A 22,512-nucleotide genomic window follows, 5' to 3' on the forward strand; every position below is an offset into this window, starting at 1 on the left:
ATCAATTGATTTTATCTATACAATGTGAAGTGCCCGACGAATTCACGTCCAGACCCATCATTTAGTCTTGCGATGTACCAGTAATCCCCAGATGGCATAGGGTTGGAGTCATACTCGCCATCCCAAGCGTCCGATGTGCCCAAAATCTGGATCTCTCTTCCATACCGGTCAAAAATGTGCGTTTGGATATCAGGGAACAGTTCGGAATTTTTTGGAGACCAAAAGTCATTTTCCCCATCACCATTTGGAGTGAAAAAATCCGGGATAGTGATTTCTACCAAGTTCATTGTGATACTCTTTATTGCCTCACAACCATAGCTGTCAACGACCCTTATGGTAAAACTGCCACTTCTCGTGATTGTGTAAGTGTTGGAGCTGGTTCCGCTATTCTCATCAAAGTAATAGGTGTAAGGGGCATTTCCGCCTGTAACATTTGCAGTGATTTGATTTATATACTCACTGCTTAGCGACAGCTCCAATGGGTCAAAGTTTTCAACTTCAAAGGGAATCTCTGCCAAGCAACCATTGTTGTGCATAATGTAAAGACTATGACTGCCAGAACTAAGGTTTCCAAAATCTGGAGTTAATACGAAGTCATCTGGATTGTTAGAGTCCATCGCATAAAGCACATCATTACTGATTGATGGATCGAATAATGTTACCTCGATTGTATTTGATGGTAAGTTGTCCTCACACAAATACATGACATCTACTGTGCCACCAAGGTCTGGCCCGCCCGGTTTAATTTCAAAATTTGTATTGGTTTGGCAACCCGTGTTGTCAATTACATTCATTTGATAATTCCCAGGAGACAAATCCTCAATGGAGAAAGAATTGGTATTGAAAACTACGGGCTCCAAATTGTTAAGCTGAACCGTAACAGGTAAAACAGCGTCTCCAATTTCTACGGAAACAGAACCATTGTCGCTTTCCAAACATGTTTCATCCTGAACATTGGTAGTAACGCTAAATCCAAGCTGTGTGCCTGCGTCGAATGTGAAGGGAGCGGAAACTGCGGTGCAGTTGTCCGTGTTCTCCGCGGTGATGGTGTAGTCGACCCCGTTGGTGCCGCCTGTGATGACCCCTCCCGCGCCCACGCTGCGGGGCTGGAGGTATAGGTCAGGTTCGCGTCATAGTTGGAGACCACGTTGGTGGCGTCCGCGGAGCAGCTCTCCGGTGTGACGGTTATGGCGGGGACTGCCGGTGATGGCAGCTGTGTGCCTGCGTCGAATGTGAAGGGAGCGGAAACTGCGGTGCAGTTGTCCGTGTTCTCCGCGGTGATGGTGTAGTCGACCCCGTTGGTGCCGCCTGTGATGACCCCTCCCGCGCCCACGCTTAGCCCTGCGGGGCTGGAGGTATAGGTCAGGTTCGCGTCATAGTTGGAGACCACGTTGGTGGCGTCCGCGGAGCAGCTCTCCGGTGTGACGGTTATGGCGGGGACTGCCGGTGATGGCAGCTGTGTGCCTGCGTCGAATGTGAAGGGAGCGGAAACTGCGGTGCAGTTGTCCGTGTTCTCCGCGGTGATGGTGTAGTCGACCCCGTTGGTGCCGCCTGTGATGACCCCTCCCGCGCCCACGCTTAGCCCTGCGGGGCTGGAGGTATAGGTCAGGTTCGCGTCATAGTTGGAGACCACGTTGGTGGCGTCCGCGGAGCAGCTCTCCGGTGTGACGGTTATGGCGGGGACTGCCGGTGATGGCAGCTGTGTGCCTGCGTCGAATGTGAAGGGAGCGGAAACTGCGGTGCAGTTGTCCGTGTTCTCCGCGGTGATGGTGTAGTCGACCCCGTTGGTGCCGCCTGTGATGACCCCTCCCGCGCCCACGCTTACCTGCGGGGCTGGAGGTATAGGTCAGGTTCGCGTCATAGTTGGAGACCACGTTGGTGGCGTCCGCGGAGCAGCTCTCCGGTGTGACGGTTATGGCGGGGACTGCCGGTGATGGCAGCTGTGTGCCTGCGTCGAATGTGAAGGAGCGGAAACTGCGGTGCAGTTGTCCGTGTTCTCCGCGGTGATGGTGTAGTCGACCCCGTTGGTGCCGCCTGTGATGACCCCTCCCGCGCCCACGCTTAGCGGGGCTGGAGGTATAGGTCAGGTTCGCGTCATAGTTGGAGACCACGTTGGTGGCGTCCGCGGAGCAGCTCTCCGGTGTGACGGTTATGGCGGGGACTGCCGGTGATGGCAGCTGTGTGCCTGCGTCGAATGTGAAGGAGCGGAAACTGCGGTGCAGTTGTCCGTGTTCTCCGCGGTGATGGTGTAGTCGACCCCGTTGGTGCCGCCTGTGATGACCCCTCCCGCGCCCACGCTTACCTGCGGGGCTGGAGGTATAGGTCAGGTTCGCGTCATAGTTGGAGACCACGTTGGTGGCGTCCGCGGAGCAGCTCTCCGGTGTGACGGTTATGGCGGGGACTGCCGGTGATGGCAGCTGTGTGCCTGCGTCGAATGTGAAGGGAGCGGAAACTGCGGTGCAGTTGTCCGTGTTCTCCGCGGTGATGGTGTAGTCGACCCCGTTGGTGCCGCCTGTGATGACCCCTCCCGCGCCCACGCTTAGCCCTGCGGGGCTGGAGGTATAGGTCAGGTTCGCGTCATAGTTGGAGACCACGTTGGTGGCGTCCGCGGAGCAGCTCTCCGGTGTGACGGTTATGGCGGGGACTGCCGGTGATGGCAGCTGTGTGCCTGCGTCGAATGTGAAGGGAGCGGAAACTGCGGTGCAGTTGTCCGTGTTCTCCGCGGTGATGGTGTAGTCGACCCCGTTGGTGCCGCCTGTGATGACCCCTCCCGCGCCCACGCTTAGCCCTGCGGGGCTGGAGGTATAGGTCAGGTTCGCGTCATAGTTGGAGACCACGTTGGTGGCGTCCGCGGAGCAGCTCTCCGGTGTGACGGTTATGGCGGGGACTGCCGGTGATGCGTTGATGTCCACCTTGAAACTTTCTTCATCAGAACAATTGGGAGCCCCGCCTGTTTCATCATAAGCGTAAAGATCAATACTGCTTGTGATAATATCTCCTGGAAGATATTTTGTTCCACCGCCGCTAGGACCTCCAGAAGCATCATAATAGGCTTGATTTCCAGTAAGATTTGTGCCACTAATCATTGGAAGTTCGTAGGAATCACAAGCTGTTACACTATCAATAGGGTCGAGTATAGGGGCTTCCTGTTCATAACCAATGGTAAAAACTTCAAGATGGTTAAAGGTAACATTGTCAAAATAAACATTGTCAGCTCCATCTACACTAGTAGCGGAAATACGGGTTATAGGCCCTGTTGTAAAGTCCCCATCGGTGTCCGTATCGATAAGAAGTTGTAAATCGCATGCGTTGGTCAAAATGTCAGAACCGGAAAGGTCTACACGAACACTTACATTAGTAATCTGGTTAGTGCCAGCGGATCGTACTGCTTGAACTCTCCATTCACGACCCAGTCTTTTAGTGATATTGAGGGGCAATTCTGAATCTATTTCATTGATGGTGGCATCGTTATTTCCCCATATTAAATAGTTATGTCTATAGCTATAAAACGAAAAATCATCCACGTCAGTCCTTGACAGATCTAAATTATCAGTACTGAAATCATTGTTGGTAGAAATGGTAACAATGGCATCTGAATTGGCACTTTTTGAGATTCGCTGATCTTGGTTATAACGTAGATCGATGGTCCCAGCATTTGCATTGTCGTGGTATTTATCCTTACCAATACCTGCTATGTCATGTTTATAGACTGGGTCCACCTGCCAGATAACAGTTCCGTCCGCGGCAATGTAGTTATAGCCATCATTTCCATTTATGCTTCCCAAAGGACCTCCAGCATTGAGGGTGATGCCATATTTAATGGCAAGGTAACTTTCGACTTTCTCCCTTTCAAGAGTGCCAAGAGCAAGATCGGCCACCAAGACTTCAGCTATATCGCCTGTGAGATTCCTATTTGGATCGTTACTATTAAAATGTTTGCCCAAACGATAAAACTCAAAGAGTTCATTTCCTGCTAGGAGATGATTACGTATGTTAGAAAACTCCAAAATTCCATTGGCGTAGGCGGTCAACGTTTCGGAGCCAAGGGTTGCCGATCTTACCAATGTACCAATGGCCGGTTCTGCTTGAAGGTCAATAGTTCCACTTTGATAATAGGGGGGTCCTCCTGGCCCATCATCACCTCTCCATGTCCTTCCCACAGATAGTGTATTACCGTCAGATATTCCAAATGAAAGGTTGGTCTTCCAATTCTCAACATTGAAGGAGCCGTGCTGTATCTGTACATCCCCGCCAAAAAGCAATTTTTGTGTTTCTGCGGAGTTTCCAGCACCACGTGCCTTGAAAACTATAAAAACCGTAAGATTTTCACGGTTGACCATTTTAAAATGTAGGGCTTGTCCATTACCACTGCCATCGAATTGGACAACGGGATTGAAATTGATGTTATCTGTACTGTTTCTGCGAAAAGTGGGTAGTCCGGGAATGGAGCCTGCTGGGGTGAGGAACAGGGGGTAAGTCACACCACTATTGGGCAAGTTATAGTCAAAACCATGGTTTGGGGGCGGGGCCAAGGGATCTAAACTATAATTGGCGGGCAATGGATGGGGGACCGCATTTTGTTGGGAATTGTATACAATATCGTACCAAATGTTCACAGGTGTTCCGTCCGCAGGTGGAGCTGGATTAGGATCGGCAAAGAGGATTCCGTCCGTTGGGGAATTTATCCCTTTCCCGGCTCTGAACCAAGTGTCCACTTCATCGGTCTGGGCAAATGTTTGCCCACTGATAAATAGAATGGATAGTACCGTTAACCACTTCACCGGTTTTTTGAATCCCATCAAAGCGTTTTGATTCTGAGATTTTTTATAGGGCTTGTTTTGCACTTGAAATAAATTCAATGCATAGGAAAAGAAACTAAGTAGAAGTTTAGTCATAAGGGTCAAGTTTTACTAAGATTTCTTGCTGAGGCCGATCAAGAAATAGATTTGGTATTATAAATTAAAGGAGTATTTAGATATAAAACAGTGGTGAATTTACCTATGACGGTTTCCAATTGACGGATGCCCCATTTGGATCAATGAGTGAAAAAAACATGTATTGCCAAAAATTTGATTTTTGTAGGATTTTACGTGTTTAAATAAAAGATCCGCCAAGAACCTCTTGGCGGATCTACCATCCTGATTATTTAAGAACAACTGAGTTACACCAAACCTTTGCTCTAAGAATCAAATAGAAAATATGGGAAGGATGGTTTTATTTGATCAAATTGATCTCTACTCGTCTATTTTGTTGTCTACCAAGTTTGGTTGCGTTAGAGGCAATTGGTTTGTCCTCTCCATAACCTATTGCAGATAATCTGCTGCCGGATATCCCTTCGTTGATCAAGAAATCGCGTACGGAGTTGGCCCTGGCTTCCGATAGGTTTTGGTTTGTGGTGTTTCTGCCAACACTATCTGTATGTCCTTCCACGGTAAACTTGGCATTTGGATATTCGTTCAATATTTGGATGATGTCGACCATTACGGAAACGGATTCTGGTTTAATGGTGGCCTTTCCGGTATCGAACAGAATGGTCCTGGCATAATCGTTCAACTGTTTTTGCACTTCGGCGGTCACTTCTGGACAGCCATTGTTGGCTATGGTCCCTGCTACTTGCGGACATTGGTCATCCACATCGGGAATGGTGTCTCCATCTGTATCCGGGCACCCATTGTATTCAATAGTGCCTGGAGTTTGCGGGCAACGATCGTTTCTGTCCTCGATTCCATCCGAGTCGGTATCGGGACAACCGTTAAATTCTTTCGGTCCTGCTACTTCAGGGCATTCATCATCCTTGTCCAAAATTCCATCCTCGTCGGTATCTTTCCATGGGCATCCGTTGTTTTCTTCCGGTCCGGCAACGTCTGGGCAGTCATCATCCTTATCCAAAACTCCGTCCGCATCGGTATCTTCCCATGGGCAACCTTGGTTTTCCACTGGCCCAGGAGTTTCCGGGCATCTGTCCTCTTGGTTGATGATGCCGTCGTTGTCCTTATCCTTTAATTTATTATGATAGATAGGAACTTTAAGTCCTGCGTATAGATCTAAGGCTTTGGTATTTTCACCGACCAATGATGAAAGAATGGAGCCGGAACCTAAATAGATAGGCCCCAATCGTAATCCAGCTCCCCATTGGAACGTACCTCCTTGAATGATGCTGAGTGGCGAATACACCGCCAACCATGTGGTCTCAAATCTCGGTGTAAGCCTGTATTGGTTTATAATCCGGCCAATGTTGGTACCATCTTTAGGGGTGAGTGACATATCCCCGTTAAAGTTCATGTACAATCGTCGCGTTACATTCCAATCTATGTTGGTGTGCAGTGCTGTTGGAAGGGTATAGCTCACTGCTGTTCTTTCGGATATAATGTCGAAGTTATCCACTAGTGCTTCTTCCAGTACGTCACCGTCAAAATTATCGGCATCTTGGGTTTTGTTCAAGTCATAAATTCTATCGATACCATCTACATTGCCTATGGTACCAATGTCCGTTACCGAAACACCTAACTTCACTTTATACTTGTTAACTCCACGGTTGACCACGGTAGTACCGTCACTTTTCAATTTGGTAAATGCTTCGTGATCTGGCCTCCATTCATATACAAAGCCAAGGTCGGCCCCAATACCTGTACCTGCGTTTGCATCAAAGGCATCCCCGATGTGCCCCTGTTCATCTACTTCTCCTGTATTGCCATATCGTAGTTGGCCAGTTGTGGTTACTTCTTCGGTGGCGGAATTGTAATCCACCGAAATATCCGAACCGGTTATATATGCGTTTGCCAGTCCTTGAACATATTTAAGGGAGGCTCCACCCTTAAGAAAGTGTTCTTTGTCATCCAAGAGTACGCGGGCATACGTTGCCCCGATTTCTCCCCATGCGGTAAACGTTCCCGAAATGTCATCTTCAACCAGCGAAAAATCTTCGTTTTCGTCAAAACCGCCTTCTTTTTCCAAAAGGTTCCCGTTGGCATCGTTAACGGAGAAAATACCTCTTCCGCGAGTAAAAATCGCGAGAGAATGTTTTTTGCTCATGCTCAGCATTACGGATGGACCCATTACATCCACGTTAAAGGCTAAAAAGTTATTGGTTGTCGGGAATGTTTCTGCGTTATCAAAAGCTTCACTTGCATTGCCAAAGGCATCGCCGAGGTTAAAGCCTAAGTAATCGTTTGCATACAATGCGCTTATGCCAAAAATGTTTACGTCCATTTTAAGGTTGGAGTCGGCAATGTTGGCCGGGTTGGAAATAATTCCATGCACACCGTTGTAATTGTCCTCCAAAAAACCAACGTACGATTGTGCGGATAGCACGTACGAGAACAAGAGTAGGACCAAGTTCAAAAAAGTATTCTTTGAAATCATGTTTTTTAATTTTAAGACCTGCATAGTGCAAGGGTTATCAATTATTTTATTTTGAATCAATTCCAAAGAGAATACTTATTAATGGATTTTGAAGGGGACAATGGATGGATGCGGGTTTTGAATTGACGGATGGGGCAGTTGAGTTTATCTAGGTTTTTGAAACAGCTTATTTTTTATGAAATCCGGGGTTGAAACAGCAGATAGGGCGAAGACGATTCTTACCTGAAAATACCTTTAAAGAGGGCTAGTGCAAAAACAAAAAACCATTACGACCAAGGAACTGTAGCAGCTCCTTGGCGTAACGGAAACCTCAACTAAACTAAACACTTTTATGACCAACAGTCGTCAAAAGTGAATTGCTATATGTGCATGCGTTAAAATTGATCTTGCTTTTCAATTATTATTAACGTCTGATTGCACAACAAACATAAAATCAATAATTGAGATTTTAGGGGACCAATTAACGAATGCCCCTTTTGAACCAATGAATGGCCCTTTTGAATTGAGGGATAAAAATTTGGCATAAAAAAACAGCCCTTTTGGGCTGTTTAAAACGTTGTAAAATGATACTTAATTTTTAGGAAATTTCTTCCACTGAAGCGTCCGGCGCATTTTTTTTGACGGATGCAATGCCATTTTCCATGGCCGAATCGCTGGAATACATTTCGCTGTTTCCGATAACCTGCCCGTTGGATGCTTTTAAATTGAAGTATGGACTTCCGTCTTTCGCTGTATTTCTTTCAAAATTGTCATCGTCCTGTGAATGCTTTTTTACAGAATCGATGCCATTTTCGCAAGCAGATTTGGTGGTGTATCCTTGGCTGCTTAAAATAATTTGACCGTTTCCAGCTTTTAAATTGAACCTGAACTTTCCGGCCTTATCCGTGCTAATCTCAAATTTTCCCATATTTTATCTATTTAAGTATTAAATCTAGAGATTTTCTTAAAAAACTACCAATAAATGCCTTGAAATTTGATGATAAAATAAATTTTGTGAGAGATGGCACCTTTTATTATGAATTATTAATAAAAAAAGGAGGCCATCGGCCTCCTTTTTAGTTTGATGCAGTATATGTAGGTTACACCCTGATCTGCCCATCGCCAAATACATAGTATTTGTTGGTGACCAATTGTTTTAGGCCCAGCGGACCACGGTGGTGCAATTTATCCGTACTGATGGCCAATTCCGCGCCAACGCCCATTTGTCCACCATCTGTAAATCGGGTGGAGGCATTTTGGTACACTGCGGCACAGTCCACGTTTTCCATAAAGGTTTTGGCAACCTCATTGTTCTCCGTCATTATGGAAGCGGAGTGCCCGCCGGAATTTTTATTGATTTTCTGTACGGCTTCGTCAATATTGTTTACGGCACCGATTACGCACTTCATGGCCAAAAACTCTTCTTGCCAAATGGATTCATCGGTAATGGTATCCTCGTTGGTCAAGGTTTTTTTGACTTTATCATCAACCGTAATGGAGACATTGTTGGCCGTGAGTACCTGCTGCAATTCCTTGAGCTTTTCCTCATAACCATCAATCTGGGTATCCACTAAAATCTTGTCCAATGCGTTGCATGCCGAGATTTTATGGGTTTTTGCATTCAAAATCACTTTTAAGCTTTTTTCCCAATCGGCTTCCTTGTGCACATAGAGGAAATTGTTCCCTCTACCGCTGATGAGGACCGCACACTTGGCGTGTTCTTTTACAAAGGCAATAAGTCGCTCGCCACCACGGGGTACGATAAGGTCCAGATCTTGGTCCGGGTTCCTCAAGAATTCCTGTGTTTGGGTCCTGTCCATTTCCATAAACTGGATAAAATCTTCGGACAGTCCGTTTTCTGCCAAGGCCTTGTGCCAAAACTTTACCAGTGCCTTATTACTGTGATAGGCCTCTTTACCGCCTTTGAGCAATATTTTGTTGTTGGCCTTGAACGCCAATACGGCTGCCTCGATGGTAACATCGGGGCGGGACTCATAAATGATCATTATGGTGCCAAAAGGTGCCGTTCTGTTGATGATCTTTAAACCGTTGTCCAATTCCCTTGTAGAGATTTCTTTGTTAACGGGGTCATCTTGTACGCGAACCTCTTGTACGGCCTGAATCATTTGATCCACTTTCTTTTGGTCCACCACCAAACGATCGTACAATGCCTGATCGTCGCGGTTGAATGCGTCCAAATCTTTTTTGTTCGCTTGGAGCAATTCATCCCGATTTTCATCGAGGATGCGCTCCATATCTTTTAATACTTTATTTTTTAAATCTGTTTTTAATAATTTCATTTCTGTTATTTTGAAACTTCTGTTCCTACGTTCTTTCCTTCGATTATATCCAAGATTACGTTTTCGCGCTTTCCATTGACGATGTAGGAAGGGATATCGGCTGCTGCGGCTTTTTGGGCGTAGCTCAATTTGGAGCCCATACCGCCTCGGCCTTCACCTTCTTGTTTGTTTCCTTCCTCTATGTATTTGTCCAAGTCTTCCTTTGGCTCAACTTTGTCGATTACTTTGGAATCGGCCTTTTCCGGATGCCCATCGTATAGTCCATCGATATCCGTCATTAGGATAAGTCTGTCTGCCTTCATCAACTGTGCCAGCAGGGTTGCTAGCTCATCGTTGTCCGAAAACATGGACATGGATACGGAAACGGCATCATCCTCATTGGCTATCGGAATAACCCCTTCGGAAAGGAGCCCTTCCAAACAATTGATCATGTTATCGCGGTGCACGCCAGGGTTAAAATCCCTTTTGGTAGGGAGTACCTGGGCACACTTCATTCCGTAATCATTGAATATGTTATAGTAATGCCTCATCATTCTGGGTTGCCCAATCGCGGAATATACTTGCCTACGTTGGGTCTTGTCCTTGATCTTGGCTTTTCCCAGCACCTCTTTACCGGCGATTACCGATCCGGAGGAGACCAAAATGGTCATGATGTCTCGTTCGTATAGCTCAGCAATTTGTTGTACCAAATTGTTGAGTACAGGTCTAACTATTCTATTGTCTTTATTGGTCATCACATTAGTACCTACTTTAATGACCACTAGTTCTTTGTACATGATTTAGTATTCTTCGCCCAGTTCAACAGCTCTTCCGAACGCTGCAAAGGCGGCTTCTTTGATTAATTCGTTTACGTTGTTGTCTTCCATGGAATCCAGGGCGGCCCTGGTAGTACCTCCTTTGGAGGCCACCATCTCCATCCACGTGTCGGGGTTAAGGTTGTTCTGGTTGAACAGTTCCACGGCACCGGTAAATGTTTGGCTCACCAGTACTTTGGAAACATTTTCTGAGAATCCCATTTGTAGCGCGGCCTCCATCATGCTCTGCATAAAGTAGAAAACATAGGCGGGACCACTTCCAGAAATTCCCGTGGATGCATCAATATATTTTTCATTTTTGACCCTAAGGGATTTTCCCGTGGTATCCAGTAATCCTTCAACCATAAAAAGTTCCAAGCGCGAAACCTCTTCTGCGGATACGTAGCTGGTAAGCCCTTTGCCTACCTGGGCGGGCAAATTGGGCATGGCCCTCACTACTTTTTTGACCCCCAAGGATTCTTGGATAAAGTTGATGGTGACCCCTGCCATAATGGATATGAACAATTGTTCGGGGTTCACCAGTTTTTTCATGCGCTGAAACAGCTCTTCGGAATGATAGGGTTTTACGGCCAAAAAGATGATGTCCGCCTGTGGAACACAATCCTCGAGTTTGTCTATGGCATCGAAATAGGCGATCTTACCTACTTCTTCCAATTTTTCCTTTGACTTGTCCAGCACCATGATGTTGCCTTTTTTCAGCAATTTGGATTTAGACATACCTGTGGCATAGGTAAGCCCCATGTTACCTGCGCCAATAACCAATACTTTCATTGTTTATGTTAAAAGGTTTATATAAAAAGTTCTAATGATGTTATGATAGCACGTTGCATTCGTTGCAATCCTTTACCTTACCGTAGTAGGTTGAGCGGTATCGGTGCAAAGTGCGCACGGGAAGCCCCATAATATACCTCCGTATATACGTAACACGGGTGGTAAGCTCCCCCATTTTAACGCTATAGCGTTTTTCATATCTGGTTTTCCTTTTAATTCTTGAAAGTCTCATTTTATTGTTATTGATACTTTGATTTTTTATTGTTATTGGTCTTCCTGTTCGTTCAGGAATTGTTCCTTGTATTGTGCTTTTTTAAGTGTTTTACGGCGTTCCACCGATTTTTTTGTGTATTCTTGACGGCTTCGTATCTGGTCCAAACGCTTTGTGTTCCTGTACTTTCTTTTATAGCGTTTTAGAGCCCTTTCAATACTTTCGCCTGGCTTAACTTCAATTTTTAACATATAATGGTTTATCTGTTCAATCTCATTTCTAAATGGGTTGCGCTGAACCCTTTGTTCTCAAAAAATTCTTTGTTCGGATACTGGTTTTCACCTGTAATGTGAACGGCAACGTCCCCTTTGCAATATTGGAGGGTATAGTCCAATAGTTTTTGCTCTATATCGTCGTTTCTATGGTCTCTGTGTATCACAAAGAATACCAAGAAATTCTCCGGGATATAATCTCCCATCCCTGTTTTGTTCACAACTGCCAAACCCAAAATCTCATCCTTGTTCTCCATGGCGAAGACATATCCGCCAAGTCCGGGAATATCTTTGGTAGAATATTGTATGGCCTTTCTTATGGCTTTTTTTGTGGCTCTTTTACCTTCTTGATGGTCAAAGAGAAAGTTGGCATATCGGTCGGCTTCCATGGTAGAAAGCCTTGTGTAGGCATCGTAGGTTTTGATTACCATGCTTTTGTTTTGAACGATGATAGATTTGTTTTTTTTAGTTTTAAGTTAACGGTTTTAATAGGCTGAAATGGGCAATAAGGAACATCAATGTCCTCGAACTCCCATAGTAATAGGGGCAACTTCCCGGATTAGGGGGAAGGTAATTAAAGGGTAGGCGGAATGAACTTATCTGGCTGGTTTCTGAATACCAGATAATTAAAACTTAAGATTCTACAGTTTTTTCTCTCGTGGAGCTTGACGTTCATCGGGACAAAGGTAAGAAATTCAGGCCTTAAATCCCAATAATACTGGGGTTTATGTTTATTATAACGTTATAGGAGTCTATTCCTGTTTTAATGAAAACGTTGTAGTACGGTAGGTATTTCCAATGGCAGGACTAGCCCGGAATGGCATAGGCACTTTGCTTGTCCTTATATTCTTTTGGGCTACAGTTGTACTTTGCCTTAAAGATCTTGGAGAAATAGCTCCTACTGATAAATCCAATACTATAAACGACCTGCGAGACATTCAGATCGGTATTTTTTATCAAATCCTCCGCTTTTTGAATTCTCACGTCCCTAATGTAATCGGTCACCGTTGTGCCGTGCATCAATTTAAAGCCTTCTTGTAGTTTTGACGGTGACAGGCCGCTTTTTTTGCATAGATAGGAGATGGAAAGCTTCCTTTCAATATAGTTGCGGATAAATTCGGAAACCTCTTGGATCATCCCTCTTTCCCTTTTGGTCAAAGTAGAGTTGCGCAGGTCGGCATTTTTCAGGTCGTCGGAATGCTGCTGTATTTCCAATGCCAGTACCATGTGTACCAAACCTTCGACCATTAGTTTTTTGGCAATTCCTTCGGCCGAAATACTTTTAAGCTGATGTATTTTGTCCGCTACCTTTAAATTGTGCGACCCAACATACACAAAGTTATCGGCCACCCGGTCCTTAAAGAAAAGCTTTTGCAGTTTTTTGTTCAGGTTTTTACCGGTATCCTTGTGTTCCGAAGGATTTACGATGATCAAGATCATCTTCAGGTTAACGGATTTATCAAAGTGCAATATATGATCCTGCAGGCTCCTACTGGTCAATATACCGGTTTGAAAACTCTCCAGCTCGGTTTTTTTCCCGTGCCTCCCAAAGCTATGTGCTATTTGCCCTTGCGAACAATAGGCAAAGCAAATGGGGGAATGCTCCGGTGAACTGGTGATTATCAACACCTCTTTGTAAAATTCAATATCGAACTCCATATAGGAGATACCGCCCTTAAACGCTATTCCTTTAATGGAGCCATGTCCAAGATCGTTGTTGATGTCCAAAGTGTATTCTCTATTCGGTAAGGTATGCAGATCGCCGCCCATGTTTTTTTGGAATTGCCCAAACATATTTTTGAGCTGTACGGTATTTAATGCGTTTGTTTTCATGGTTTTGTTGTATTAGGTATGTTTATAGGGTTAGGGCTTAATTTAAAGGTAGAAGATACCAATAGGAACCAAGGTCTACCTTACATAACTTGTGGAATATGTTGCAAAATTTTCTTCTGTTCCAGTTTGATATGTGTTTAAAATGAACTATATATGGGGTCATACATGGTTTTCCCTTCGCATTTTTACGATTTTTTGGAACTGGGTGGGAGTGAACCCGGTCGTCTTTTTGAACTGATTGGATAAGTGGGCAACGCTACAATAATTTAGCCGATAGGCAATTTCGGTGAGCGTGAGGTTGGTGGTTAGCATAAGTTCCTTGGCATGGTCTATTTTTCGGAGAATCACAAAGTTTTCTATCGAGGTGTGGGCAACCTCCGAAAAAAGACTGGATAAATGGGCGTAGGAATAGTTCAATTGGTCTGCCAAGTAAGAAGAAACATTCATTACGCACATAAGGTCGTTCACCAACATTTCTTCAATGGCATTTTTAATGCGCTGTACCAAATCTGTTTTATGGCAGCTCAATACCTGCATATTATATTGGCCCAAGCTTTCAACAAGCATTTCCGTTTCCTCTGCGGTAAGGTTTCGTTCAATCTCTATTTCTTTAGAACTGTAAACCTTGTACGGAATATGCAATTTGTCCAGCTGTTGCCGCAATATTGCTTTACAAGCGCTGTGCACATCATATTTTAGACTGATATTCATGGCTATAATGACAAATGGGACAAAGGCAGGTAAATCCACCTTTAAATTTATTGTTTATAAAATATCAATGATGTTTGACCAATCATTTATGGTTTGATGTTCCACAATGGTCACTCTGGCTAAGAATAGCTTAATATACTAAAAATTAATTACATAGAACGAATTTTTGGTCATTTTGATGAAGATTTGAACTGGATCACGGGTCATTTCCAGGAGTTTGGACCAAAGTGTTTTCTTTTTGCGTCAAAAAATTCACGGAATATGTCAAACAGATAGTTGTTAAGAAATAACTTATGATAGCTATCTATCTGTAAATCAGATTTTTGAAAATTAAACCAATGAAGGGCAAAAAACAATCGGAAGAGAATACAGAACTCGTGAAGGAAAAGGACAATCCAAAGCGCAATTATATTTTTAAGAAAAACGGTGCCACCAAAACAGGCTTTACCGTTATACTCATCATTTTGATCATTGTTGCCATTGGCGTATTGCTTTCGGGGTTGGTTCTCGAGACCTCATTCAGCTTTTAGTGCGAAGTGCCATAAGCAATGTAGATCAAAAATTCCTGTCACTGGCGGCCCCGTTATCTTTAGCGTTAATGTTTTTGTTTTCTACGTTGATCTATGCCGTTGCAAAGAGTTAGTTTCTGAGGGTATTTTATCGTAGCCTGTTGAAATTCAAACTATAAACAAAGACCATTATCACAGAACTTTTTACATATGATTCCCAAGAGGTGATCAATTTTACCTTAAAGATCGCCCTGGCCGTACTATCCGGGTTATTGATCGGCCTGGAGCGTGAATACAAGGGCAAGAATGCCGGCCTTAAGACCAATACACTTGTTGCGGTCGGGGCATGTGTGTACGTTCTTATATCCTTACAGTTTTATGGTGAAGAATACGCTGATATTACCAGGGTGTTGAGCCAAGTGGTAACCGGAATGGGCTTTTTGGGCGCCGGAGTGATCTTGCAAAAGGAAAAAGAGGATAAAATAAAGGGACTCACAACCGCGGCCACCTTATGGTGCAGTGGGGGAGCAGGCTGTTTGGCGGCCACGGCCATGTTTGTGGAACTCGGCATATTAACGGTCGTGGTAGTGGTCATAAACATAGTTTTTGGTTATGTAGATGATAAAATAGAAGGCGAAAAATAAATTCAAAAAATAAAAAGAGAATATATGAAAGAGCATGTTGTAAAAATCAAATCCATAACATTCATTAATTACAATGTTTTGAGAATCGTTGTAGAAAGGCCCGACGATTATGATTTTGAACCCGGTCAGGCCACCGAGGTCTCCATTAATCAAGACAAATGGAAAGATGAAAAAAGGCCGTTTACCTTTACAAGTTTGCCCACGGACAGGGTGTTGGAGTTTACCATCAAGATTTATCCCGAACACAATGGCGTGACCGAAAAACTATCCAAACTGGAAAAAGGCGACGAGCTTATCCTAAGGGAGGTGTTCGGGGCCATCAAATTTAAGGGCGACGGTATATTTTTGGCAGGAGGGGCCGGTGTTACCCCTTTCATTTCCATATTGAGGTCCCTAGAGTACGAAGATAAATTGGGCAACAACCAATTGATATTCGCCAATACCACCAAAAAGGATATTTTTCTTGAAGAGGAGTTTAATAATCTATTGGGAAACAGGTACACCAATATCCTTTCCGAAGAAGAAACCCAAAAATATGCCAAGGGCTATATGGACAAGGATTTTTTAAAATCCAAAATTCCACATTTTTCACAGTTCTTTTATGTATGTGGCCCGATGGAAATGATCAATAGCGTAGTGGAAGACCTTAAGGAACTCGGGGCCGACGACGACAAAATCGTTACCGAGGAATATTAATATGGTATCGCCAAAGCACTAAATTTAAAATAATGGGCGGCCGCTTTTACGCGGCCGCCCATTGTATTGGAATATGTTTACTTGTACCAAGATAACAAGTTGGGATTAGGCATGTTGCCCTTCGTGCTTGCCTTCCAATACCTCTTCTACGATCTTGCTGCAAAAAGCGGGCAGGTCTCCTGGGTTTCGGCTTGTTACCAATCCACTGTCGACCACGACCTCTTTATCCTCCCAAAGTCCACCGGCATTGATGACATCTTGTTTAATGCTCTTATAAGAGGTCACTTTACGTCCATCAATAACATCGGCATCTATTAAAAGCCAGGGAGCGTGGCAAATCGCGGCAACCGGTTTGCTTCTTTCAAAAAAGCCTTTAACAAAGTTAAGTGCGAGCGTATGGGTCCGTAATGTATCCGGATTCATTACGCCGCCGGGCAGAACCAAGGCATCATAATCAAGTATGTGGGCGGAATCCACGGTTTTATCAACCTTAATGCTCTTTCCCCAATCCGTTTTGTTCCAGGATTTTATTTCACCTTCCTTATCGGAAATAATGTCCACGGTAGCCCCTTCGGACTTTAATTTTTCCAAAGGTTCAAACAATTCCGACTGTTCAAAACCGTCCGTGGCCAAAATGGCAATTCGTTTTTCTTTCAATTTCATAGTATGCGATTTTTAGGGTTAATACTTATGTTTCTACATGAAGATAAGATTCCCTGACCCCAAGGTTGACGCAATAGAAAATAACTTGAATGCTATCAAGTTTTGCCGTTGCCGTCCAAGAAACACTGTCGATATCACTTTCTTAGGTCTTCCTTGGTGGATTACTGTGTTTGAACCAATTTTTTTACCGATACCATCGATCAATAGATGATAAAATAAATATCATCTATGTACCGACGCAGTATTTCAACTAACATAAATCTCCACAATATGAACAATGACAAGGAACAAAGAGCAATAGACACGGTAAGGATATTGTCCGCAGACGCCGTACAAAAGGCAGAATCCGGTCACCCGGGCACAGCAATGGCACTTGCGCCCATGGGGCATGTACTTTGGACGCAGGCCATGGATTATAACCCAAATAACCCCAAATGGGCCAATCGTGACCGATTCATACTTTCTGCAGGTCATGCCTGCATACTGCAGTACAATTTTTTGTATTTGACAGGTTATGACATCGGCATGGACGATTTAAAGGATTTTAGGCAATTGCACAGCAAAACTGCAGGGCATCCGGAAAAACACCTGTTGGATGGCGTAGAGGTCACCACAGGGCCGTTGGGCCAAGGGTTCGCCAACGGAATAGGTATGGCCATTGCCCAACAATATATGGCGGCACGGTTCAACAAACCCGATTTTGATCTTTTCGATCATAAGATTTATGCCATTTGTAGCGATGGCGATCTAATGGAGGGAGTCAGTGCCGAAGCGGCTTCGTTGGCCGGACATTTAAAATTGGGCAACATCATTTATCTGTACGATGACAACCACATCTCCATAGAGGGCGATACCGATATAACCTTTACGGACGATACCGTCAAACGTTTTGAATCCTACGATTGGCACGTTCAAGAACTGGACGATGGCAACGATGTGGAAGCCCTTTCCGAAGCCGTAAAAGAAGCCAAAGAAGAAACAGGGCGGCCTTCCCTGATAAAGGTCCGTACCCATATCGCCTACGGAAGTCCCAATAAACAGGATACCGGAGAGGCACACGGCTCACCTTTGGGAGAGGAAGAAGTCAAGCTCGTGAAGAAAAATTTTGGTTTTGACCCCGAAGCCAAATTTGTTGTGGAGGACGAGGTGTTGGAACTTTATCGGAATGCGGGGAAAAAAGGTGAAAAAAAAGAACAGGAATGGAAGGAACTGTTTAAAAAGTATAAAGAAAAATACCCAGAACTTGCCAATGAGTACGAACAAATGGCCAATGGAAAACTGCCCAAGGGCTGGGAAGCAAAATTGCCCGTTTTTGAGCCCGGCGATAAAGTGGCCACACGAAAAGCCTCTGGAAAAACATTGAATGCAATAGCCGGGGATTTGCCCAATCTATTGGGTGGCTCTGCCGACCTTGCCCCCTCCACGGCCACGGAACTCGAAGATTATGGATCGTTTTCGGCCAGTGCGCGCGAAGGGCGGAATTTCCATTTTGGGGTGCGCGAACATGCCATGGGCGCCATTTTAAACGGTATGGCATTGAGCAACTATCTCATTCCCTACGGAGCTACTTTTCTTATATTCTCCGATTATATGAGACCGCCCATACGGTTGGCCGCCATCATGAAAATACGCCCCATCATTGTTTTTACCCACGACAGTATCGGGTTGGGCGAAGATGGTACCACCCATCAACCTGTTGAACAATTGATAGGTCTCAGAGCCGTCCCCGATATTATCGTCATCCGTCCTGCCGATGCCAATGAAACCTCACAGGCATGGCGAGTGGCGTTACAACATTCCGGAGGACCGGTCGCCATTGTACTTACCCGACAAGGGCTTCCCATCATCGATCAAGAAAAGTATACTCCCGCAAAGGCATTGGAAAAAGGCGCCTACATTATTTCCGAGGCCGAAAGTGAGCCCGAACTCATTCTTATTGGAACCGGATCAGAGGTACAATTGGTTTTGGCAGCACAAGAGCAATTAAAAGAACAGAAAATTCAAGCGCGGGTGGTGAGCATGCCATCATGGGAAATTTTTGAAAACCAGAGCGAAGCCTACAAAGAAGAAGTGTTTCCTAAGAACTTACGAAAAAGATTGGCGGTTGAGGCTGCATCGCCCATGGGTTGGTGCAAATACGTTACGGATGAAGGCGATGTGATCGGTGTGGATACATTTGGTGAATCGGCACCCGGTGAAGAAATCATGCAAGCATATGGTTTTACGGTGGAGCACGTGGTCGAAAGGGCCAAGGCGCTGGTTTCATAAAAAAGAAAGTTGAACAGAAAAACAAGAAAATGAACAATTTGAAAGCAATAATCAAACACGGACAAAGTATATGGCTGGACCTTTTGGACCGTAATCTAATGGACTCCGGCAAGCTAAAAAAACTTATACAGGAGGATGGCCTGCGCGGTCTAACATCAAACCCAGCCATTTTTGAAAAAGCGATCAGCAACAGTACCGATTACGATGAGGATATTGCCGAACTATCGAAAAAGGTCCTGGACAATGAGGATATATTTTTTGAGGTCGCCGTTTCCGATATACAACGGGCAGCGGATATTTTTAAATCGGTTTATGACAATACCAATGGCAATGACGGTTTTGTGAGCTTGGAAGTATCCCCTCGGTTGGCCCGCGACACCGAAGGAACTATACAACAGGCCAGGGAACTTTGGCAAAAGGTGGACAGGAAGAACGTGATGATCAAGATTCCGGGCACTGCGGAGGGGCTTCCGGCCATTCGCCAGTGTATCTCCGAAGGCATCAATGTGAACGTTACCCTACTTTTTGGTTTGGAGAGATATAGAAAGGTCACCGAAGCGTATATGGGTGGATTGGAAGATAGACTAAAGACCGGGCAAAGCATTAACCATGTCCAATCCGTCGCCAGTTTTTTTCTGAGTCGTATTGATGTTATGGTGGATCCCATGTTGGAAGAAAAAGGTTTGGAGGGGCTAAAGGGCGAAGTGGCCATTGCATCTGCAAAAAAGGCCTACAATATTTATGAAGAGGTGTTTTCCAGTGAACGTTTCAAAGTATTGGAGACAAAGGGTGCAAAACCACAGCGTGTGCTTTGGGCCAGTACCAGTACCAAGGATCCATCATACAGCGATGTAAAATATGTGGAGGCCCTGATCGGTGACAACACCATAAATACAGTTCCCATGGAAACTTTGGATGCCTTCCGGGACCATGGAAAAGCGAACATGAGCCTAAAGGACGATATGGAGAAAGCCGCCAAAGTTTTGGAAGAGGTTGAAAAAGCAGGAATCCACATGGAGCAAGTGGCACAAGACCTGGTTAAAGAGGGCATAGATAAATTCAATGCACCCTTTGAAAAACTGTTGCGGGGGATCGAGGAACAAAAAAAGTAAAAGCTTCCAAGTACTCTCTTAAAGAAAATAAACGTGGACAAGCATCATACTTTATCGGATTTTACAAAAAACTGGAAAATTGACATGCCCAACAGAACTGCCAAGACAAAGGCCAATAAAATGGCCAATTTGGCCTGGTAAACATATGCCGGGTTCCTAAAGGCCAGATCTGCAATAAATATGGACATGGTAAAGCCTATTCCTGCAAAAGCTGCCGCCCCGTATAATTGCGGCCACGTTACTTTTTTGGGGAGTTTGGCAATTTTTAGGGCAACGGCCAAGCGGGCAATGAGCGAAATCCCGAAAAATTTACCGAGAACCAACCCAAGGATGATTCCCAAAGGCAATGGCCGCAACACTGCCCCAATATTTTCCGCTCTTACCAAGAGCCCCGTGTTGGCAAAGGCAAAAAGTGGTAGGACGATGTAATTTACAAAGGGTTCCAATACTTTTTCAATGGTCTGTAAGGGCGGCACCGTTTTTCGTATGGCCTTTTGTATAATGCTCACAAGCTCGAGCTGTTTTTTTTGTATAAAAACCGAATCCAACGAATGGGTGTTCTCGAAAGTATCGACGAGATTCCTGATGTTTGTAGTGAACTGTTTTTCCTTCATACCTACTTTGGCAGGAATGGCAGCTGCCGTAATGACCCCGGCAATCGTAGCATGCACGCCGGAAAGAAAAAACCCTGTCCAAATGCCCAGCAAACCGATTCCCCCATAAAATAGCGGGTTTCTTATGCCGATCTTATTGGCCCCGAGCAAAACCAAAAAGGAAACGAAGGCCCATGAAAGGCTTTCAAAAACAATTTGATCCGTGTAAAAGAAGGCGATGATCAATACGGCACATAAATCATCAATGACCGCTAGGGCCGTGACAAAAATCTTTAAACTCGAAGGTACTTTTTTATTCCCGACCAAAGTGAGCAGTACCAAAGCGAAGACAATATCGGTGGCCATGGGAATTCCCCAGCCCGGCATGGTATCCTTTCCGTAGTTGAGGCAGATATAGATTATTGCTGGAAAAACGAGTCCGCCGATCGCACATAAAATGGGCAACAATGCCTTTCGTGGTTTGGAAAGTTCGCCCGCAATAAGCTCCCTTTTGATTTCCAGGCCTATCATAAAAAAGAAAATGGCCATAAGGCCATCGTTTACCAATTCGTGCAGGGTTATATTTAGGTCAGCATTGTTCAGTTGTATGTTCAACGGGTATTCCCAAAAATCATGGTACTCTTTGGACCATCCAGTATTGGAAAGCACCAATGCGATACCTACGGCGGCGATCATGAGCATACCGGAGGACAGCTCGCCAGAGAACAGCGACCTGACCTTTGCCTTGAAGCTTTCCCAATATGTCCTGTGTTCTATTTTCACCGTTTATGATGTTTTCAGCTTTTAAAATTGGATGATATGATTGCCTTTGGCCCATAGATTGAAACACTGACGGGTGATTAGTTACCGATTTCTTTTATGATAAAAAAGCCATCGTTCCCTTTGGATTGATAGAGCGGAAGAAAGATATGGCCATTGTGGCCGCTTCGTATCTGTTCATTATTATGGTATGCCAACAGTTGACCTTCCTTAACGGCCGTAAAATTCTTGAAACCGGGTTCCATCTTAAAATCGTCCTGTTCTTTTAAACTGTGACGATGGACAATATCGAAGATTTTTTGCTCAGGAGCATTTTTGTCCTTAAAGTTCTCCACGCATTCCGGGTAGCGGGTAATGGATGTCAAATCCAGACCAAGGGCTTTTTTTATGGCCAGCCAGATAATCCCTTCGTGGTTTGCAACGGCTGTTTCACTTTGGTGTTGTCCGCCTTCAAAAACAAAACCGGTAATGCCCTGACTGCTCAAATAATGGTCAATGTCCCCTTTGATCAAGTCGCTGAATCCCCTTACTATGTATGTGGGGAAGTTGCCTGCCCAATCAAGGTTGTCATTCACATCCTGAACGGATATGTAGGGCAGACTGTCCGATGAGGTCGTGTGGCAATCCAAAAAATAGCGTTTGCTATAATTTGTTTTGGGATACCGGTTCAATGCACCCATAATGTTGCACATTTCTTTTTGTTCGGAGGATTTGGGGACATCATTTTGTAAATTCTCACGGGTCCAGATACGGTTTAGGTCCTCATCAATGTAGCGTACATTTTTCTTTAGTGCTTCACGGTTTCCGGCAATGCCCACTACGCAACCATTTATATCTGGTTTGCACTTTTGTAATTCTTTGAATATATGTTGCAGAGCAACGACCCCGCTGGGTTCATTGCCATGTATTCCTGCCGTGACCAACAATAAGGGCCCGCTTGCTCCAGAACCATACTCTCCTATTACTCTAGCTGTTTCCATTTTTTTGTATTCA

The 22,512-nt window shown here is 44.7% G+C and carries 20 protein-coding genes; 5 read left to right on the plus strand and 15 right to left on the minus strand.

The window, feature by feature from the left end; genetic code table 11:
* Nucleotides 1-11 precede the first annotated feature (11 nt).
* The 12 genes from GVT53_RS19245 to GVT53_RS19300 form a co-directional block, all read right to left on the minus strand.
* Entirely contained in the window at nucleotides 12-1,097 is a 1,086-nt protein-coding gene (locus GVT53_RS19245; RefSeq protein ID WP_166250097.1) for a T9SS type B sorting domain-containing protein, read from the minus strand.
* Nucleotides 1,098-1,616: 519 nt separating this feature from the next.
* Nucleotides 1,617-4,895: a DUF8202 domain-containing protein gene (locus GVT53_RS19250; RefSeq protein ID WP_166250098.1), complete on the minus strand. Its 3,279-nt coding sequence runs from the start codon at nucleotides 4,893-4,895 to the stop codon at nucleotides 1,617-1,619.
* A gap of 319 nt (nucleotides 4,896-5,214) precedes the next feature.
* A complete protein-coding gene (locus tag GVT53_RS19255) occupies nucleotides 5,215-7,362 on the minus strand; it encodes a DUF5723 family protein (protein WP_166250099.1) in 2,148 nt (715 codons plus the stop codon).
* Nucleotides 7,363-7,939: 577 nt separating this feature from the next.
* Complete coding sequence (locus GVT53_RS19260) at nucleotides 7,940-8,269, minus strand: YegP family protein (RefSeq protein ID WP_166250100.1); 330 nt, start codon at nucleotides 8,267-8,269, stop codon at nucleotides 7,940-7,942.
* Between the two features lie 172 nt (nucleotides 8,270-8,441).
* The gene (locus tag GVT53_RS19265) at nucleotides 8,442-9,641 is read right to left on the minus strand and encodes a glutamate-5-semialdehyde dehydrogenase (RefSeq protein WP_166250101.1); all 1,200 of its coding nucleotides are present in this window, start codon (nucleotides 9,639-9,641) and stop codon (nucleotides 8,442-8,444) included.
* A 5-nt stretch (nucleotides 9,642-9,646) separates the two neighbouring features.
* On the minus strand, nucleotides 9,647-10,417 hold the full coding sequence (gene proB / locus GVT53_RS19270; RefSeq protein ID WP_166250102.1) for a glutamate 5-kinase: 771 nt from the start codon (nucleotides 10,415-10,417) through the stop codon (nucleotides 9,647-9,649).
* Between the two features lie 3 nt (nucleotides 10,418-10,420).
* Nucleotides 10,421-11,227, minus strand: coding sequence for a pyrroline-5-carboxylate reductase (proC, locus tag GVT53_RS19275; protein WP_166250103.1), 807 nt, complete (start codon nucleotides 11,225-11,227; stop codon nucleotides 10,421-10,423).
* A 40-nt stretch (nucleotides 11,228-11,267) separates the two neighbouring features.
* A complete protein-coding gene (locus GVT53_RS19280; protein WP_166250104.1) occupies nucleotides 11,268-11,459 on the minus strand; it encodes a hypothetical protein in 192 nt (63 codons plus the stop codon).
* A gap of 32 nt (nucleotides 11,460-11,491) precedes the next feature.
* The gene (gene rpsU / locus GVT53_RS19285; RefSeq protein ID WP_014033016.1) at nucleotides 11,492-11,689 is read right to left on the minus strand and encodes a 30S ribosomal protein S21; all 198 of its coding nucleotides are present in this window, start codon (nucleotides 11,687-11,689) and stop codon (nucleotides 11,492-11,494) included.
* 8 nt (nucleotides 11,690-11,697) lie between these two features.
* The gene (locus GVT53_RS19290; RefSeq protein WP_166250105.1) at nucleotides 11,698-12,141 is read right to left on the minus strand and encodes a GNAT family N-acetyltransferase; all 444 of its coding nucleotides are present in this window, start codon (nucleotides 12,139-12,141) and stop codon (nucleotides 11,698-11,700) included.
* 376 nt (nucleotides 12,142-12,517) lie between these two features.
* Entirely contained in the window at nucleotides 12,518-13,543 is a 1,026-nt protein-coding gene (locus tag GVT53_RS19295) for a helix-turn-helix domain-containing protein (protein ID WP_166250106.1), read from the minus strand.
* A 159-nt stretch (nucleotides 13,544-13,702) separates the two neighbouring features.
* Nucleotides 13,703-14,293: a helix-turn-helix domain-containing protein gene (locus tag GVT53_RS19300; RefSeq protein ID WP_240905081.1), complete on the minus strand. Its 591-nt coding sequence runs from the start codon at nucleotides 14,291-14,293 to the stop codon at nucleotides 13,703-13,705.
* 299 nt (nucleotides 14,294-14,592) lie between these two features.
* Between GVT53_RS19300 and GVT53_RS19305 the strand changes: the two genes are divergently transcribed.
* The 3 genes from GVT53_RS19305 (at nucleotide 14,593) to GVT53_RS19315 (ending at nucleotide 16,103) form a co-directional block, all read left to right on the plus strand.
* The gene (locus tag GVT53_RS19305; protein WP_166250107.1) at nucleotides 14,593-14,784 is read left to right on the plus strand and encodes a hypothetical protein; all 192 of its coding nucleotides are present in this window, start codon (nucleotides 14,593-14,595) and stop codon (nucleotides 14,782-14,784) included.
* A 203-nt stretch (nucleotides 14,785-14,987) separates the two neighbouring features.
* A complete protein-coding gene (locus GVT53_RS19310) occupies nucleotides 14,988-15,407 on the plus strand; it encodes an MgtC/SapB family protein (protein ID WP_240905083.1) in 420 nt (139 codons plus the stop codon).
* A gap of 24 nt (nucleotides 15,408-15,431) precedes the next feature.
* Nucleotides 15,432-16,103 (plus strand): ferredoxin reductase domain-containing protein, encoded by a 672-nt coding sequence (locus GVT53_RS19315; RefSeq protein WP_166250108.1) that lies wholly within the window; start codon nucleotides 15,432-15,434, stop codon nucleotides 16,101-16,103.
* Between the two features lie 105 nt (nucleotides 16,104-16,208).
* On the opposite strand, the gene GVT53_RS19320 is transcribed toward GVT53_RS19315, so the two are convergent.
* Complete coding sequence (locus GVT53_RS19320; RefSeq protein WP_166250109.1) at nucleotides 16,209-16,766, minus strand: type 1 glutamine amidotransferase domain-containing protein; 558 nt, start codon at nucleotides 16,764-16,766, stop codon at nucleotides 16,209-16,211.
* A gap of 270 nt (nucleotides 16,767-17,036) precedes the next feature.
* On the opposite strand from GVT53_RS19320, the gene tkt reads away from it, so the two are divergent.
* Nucleotides 17,037-19,034, plus strand: coding sequence for a transketolase (gene tkt / locus GVT53_RS19325; RefSeq protein ID WP_166250110.1), 1,998 nt, complete (start codon nucleotides 17,037-17,039; stop codon nucleotides 19,032-19,034).
* Between the two features lie 29 nt (nucleotides 19,035-19,063).
* Entirely contained in the window at nucleotides 19,064-20,146 is a 1,083-nt protein-coding gene (gene tal / locus GVT53_RS19330) for a transaldolase (RefSeq protein ID WP_166250111.1), read from the plus strand.
* Between the two features lie 44 nt (nucleotides 20,147-20,190).
* Here tal and nhaA read toward each other — a convergent pair whose 3' ends face one another.
* Nucleotides 20,191-21,522: a Na+/H+ antiporter NhaA gene (nhaA, locus tag GVT53_RS19335; RefSeq protein ID WP_166250112.1), complete on the minus strand. Its 1,332-nt coding sequence runs from the start codon at nucleotides 21,520-21,522 to the stop codon at nucleotides 20,191-20,193.
* 77 nt (nucleotides 21,523-21,599) lie between these two features.
* Nucleotides 21,600-22,499, minus strand: a complete 900-nt coding sequence (locus GVT53_RS19340; RefSeq protein WP_166250113.1) for a succinylglutamate desuccinylase/aspartoacylase domain-containing protein — start codon at nucleotides 22,497-22,499, stop codon at nucleotides 21,600-21,602.
* Nucleotides 22,500-22,512: the final 13 nt, after the last annotated feature.

This window comes from Flagellimonas oceani, from assembly GCF_011068285.1.
In the GTDB taxonomy this organism is placed as follows: domain Bacteria; phylum Bacteroidota; class Bacteroidia; order Flavobacteriales; family Flavobacteriaceae; genus Flagellimonas; species Flagellimonas oceani.

Coding starts and splice junctions, on each gene's coding strand:
- GVT53_RS19340 (WP_166250113.1), bottom strand. CDS start 22,499: ATGGAAACAGCTAGAGTAATAGGAGAGTATGGTTCTGGAGCAAGCGGG.
- GVT53_RS19295 (WP_166250106.1), bottom strand. CDS start 13,543: ATGAAAACAAACGCATTAAATACCGTACAGCTCAAAAATATGTTTGGG.
- GVT53_RS19305 (WP_166250107.1), top strand. CDS start 14,593: ATGAAGGGCAAAAAACAATCGGAAGAGAATACAGAACTCGTGAAGGAA.
- GVT53_RS19250 (WP_166250098.1), bottom strand. CDS start 4,895: ATGACTAAACTTCTACTTAGTTTCTTTTCCTATGCATTGAATTTATTT.
- proC (WP_166250103.1), bottom strand. CDS start 11,227: ATGAAAGTATTGGTTATTGGCGCAGGTAACATGGGGCTTACCTATGCC.
- tkt (WP_166250110.1), top strand. CDS start 17,037: ATGAACAATGACAAGGAACAAAGAGCAATAGACACGGTAAGGATATTG.
- tal (WP_166250111.1), top strand. CDS start 19,064: ATGAACAATTTGAAAGCAATAATCAAACACGGACAAAGTATATGGCTG.
- GVT53_RS19315 (WP_166250108.1), top strand. CDS start 15,432: ATGAAAGAGCATGTTGTAAAAATCAAATCCATAACATTCATTAATTAC.
- proB (WP_166250102.1), bottom strand. CDS start 10,417: ATGTACAAAGAACTAGTGGTCATTAAAGTAGGTACTAATGTGATGACC.
- GVT53_RS19265 (WP_166250101.1), bottom strand. CDS start 9,641: ATGAAATTATTAAAAACAGATTTAAAAAATAAAGTATTAAAAGATATG.
- GVT53_RS19320 (WP_166250109.1), bottom strand. CDS start 16,766: ATGAAATTGAAAGAAAAACGAATTGCCATTTTGGCCACGGACGGTTTT.
- GVT53_RS19260 (WP_166250100.1), bottom strand. CDS start 8,269: ATGGGAAAATTTGAGATTAGCACGGATAAGGCCGGAAAGTTCAGGTTC.
- GVT53_RS19290 (WP_166250105.1), bottom strand. CDS start 12,141: ATGGTAATCAAAACCTACGATGCCTACACAAGGCTTTCTACCATGGAA.
- GVT53_RS19255 (WP_166250099.1), bottom strand. CDS start 7,362: ATGATTTCAAAGAATACTTTTTTGAACTTGGTCCTACTCTTGTTCTCG.
- rpsU (WP_014033016.1), bottom strand. CDS start 11,689: ATGTTAAAAATTGAAGTTAAGCCAGGCGAAAGTATTGAAAGGGCTCTA.
- GVT53_RS19280 (WP_166250104.1), bottom strand. CDS start 11,459: ATGAGACTTTCAAGAATTAAAAGGAAAACCAGATATGAAAAACGCTAT.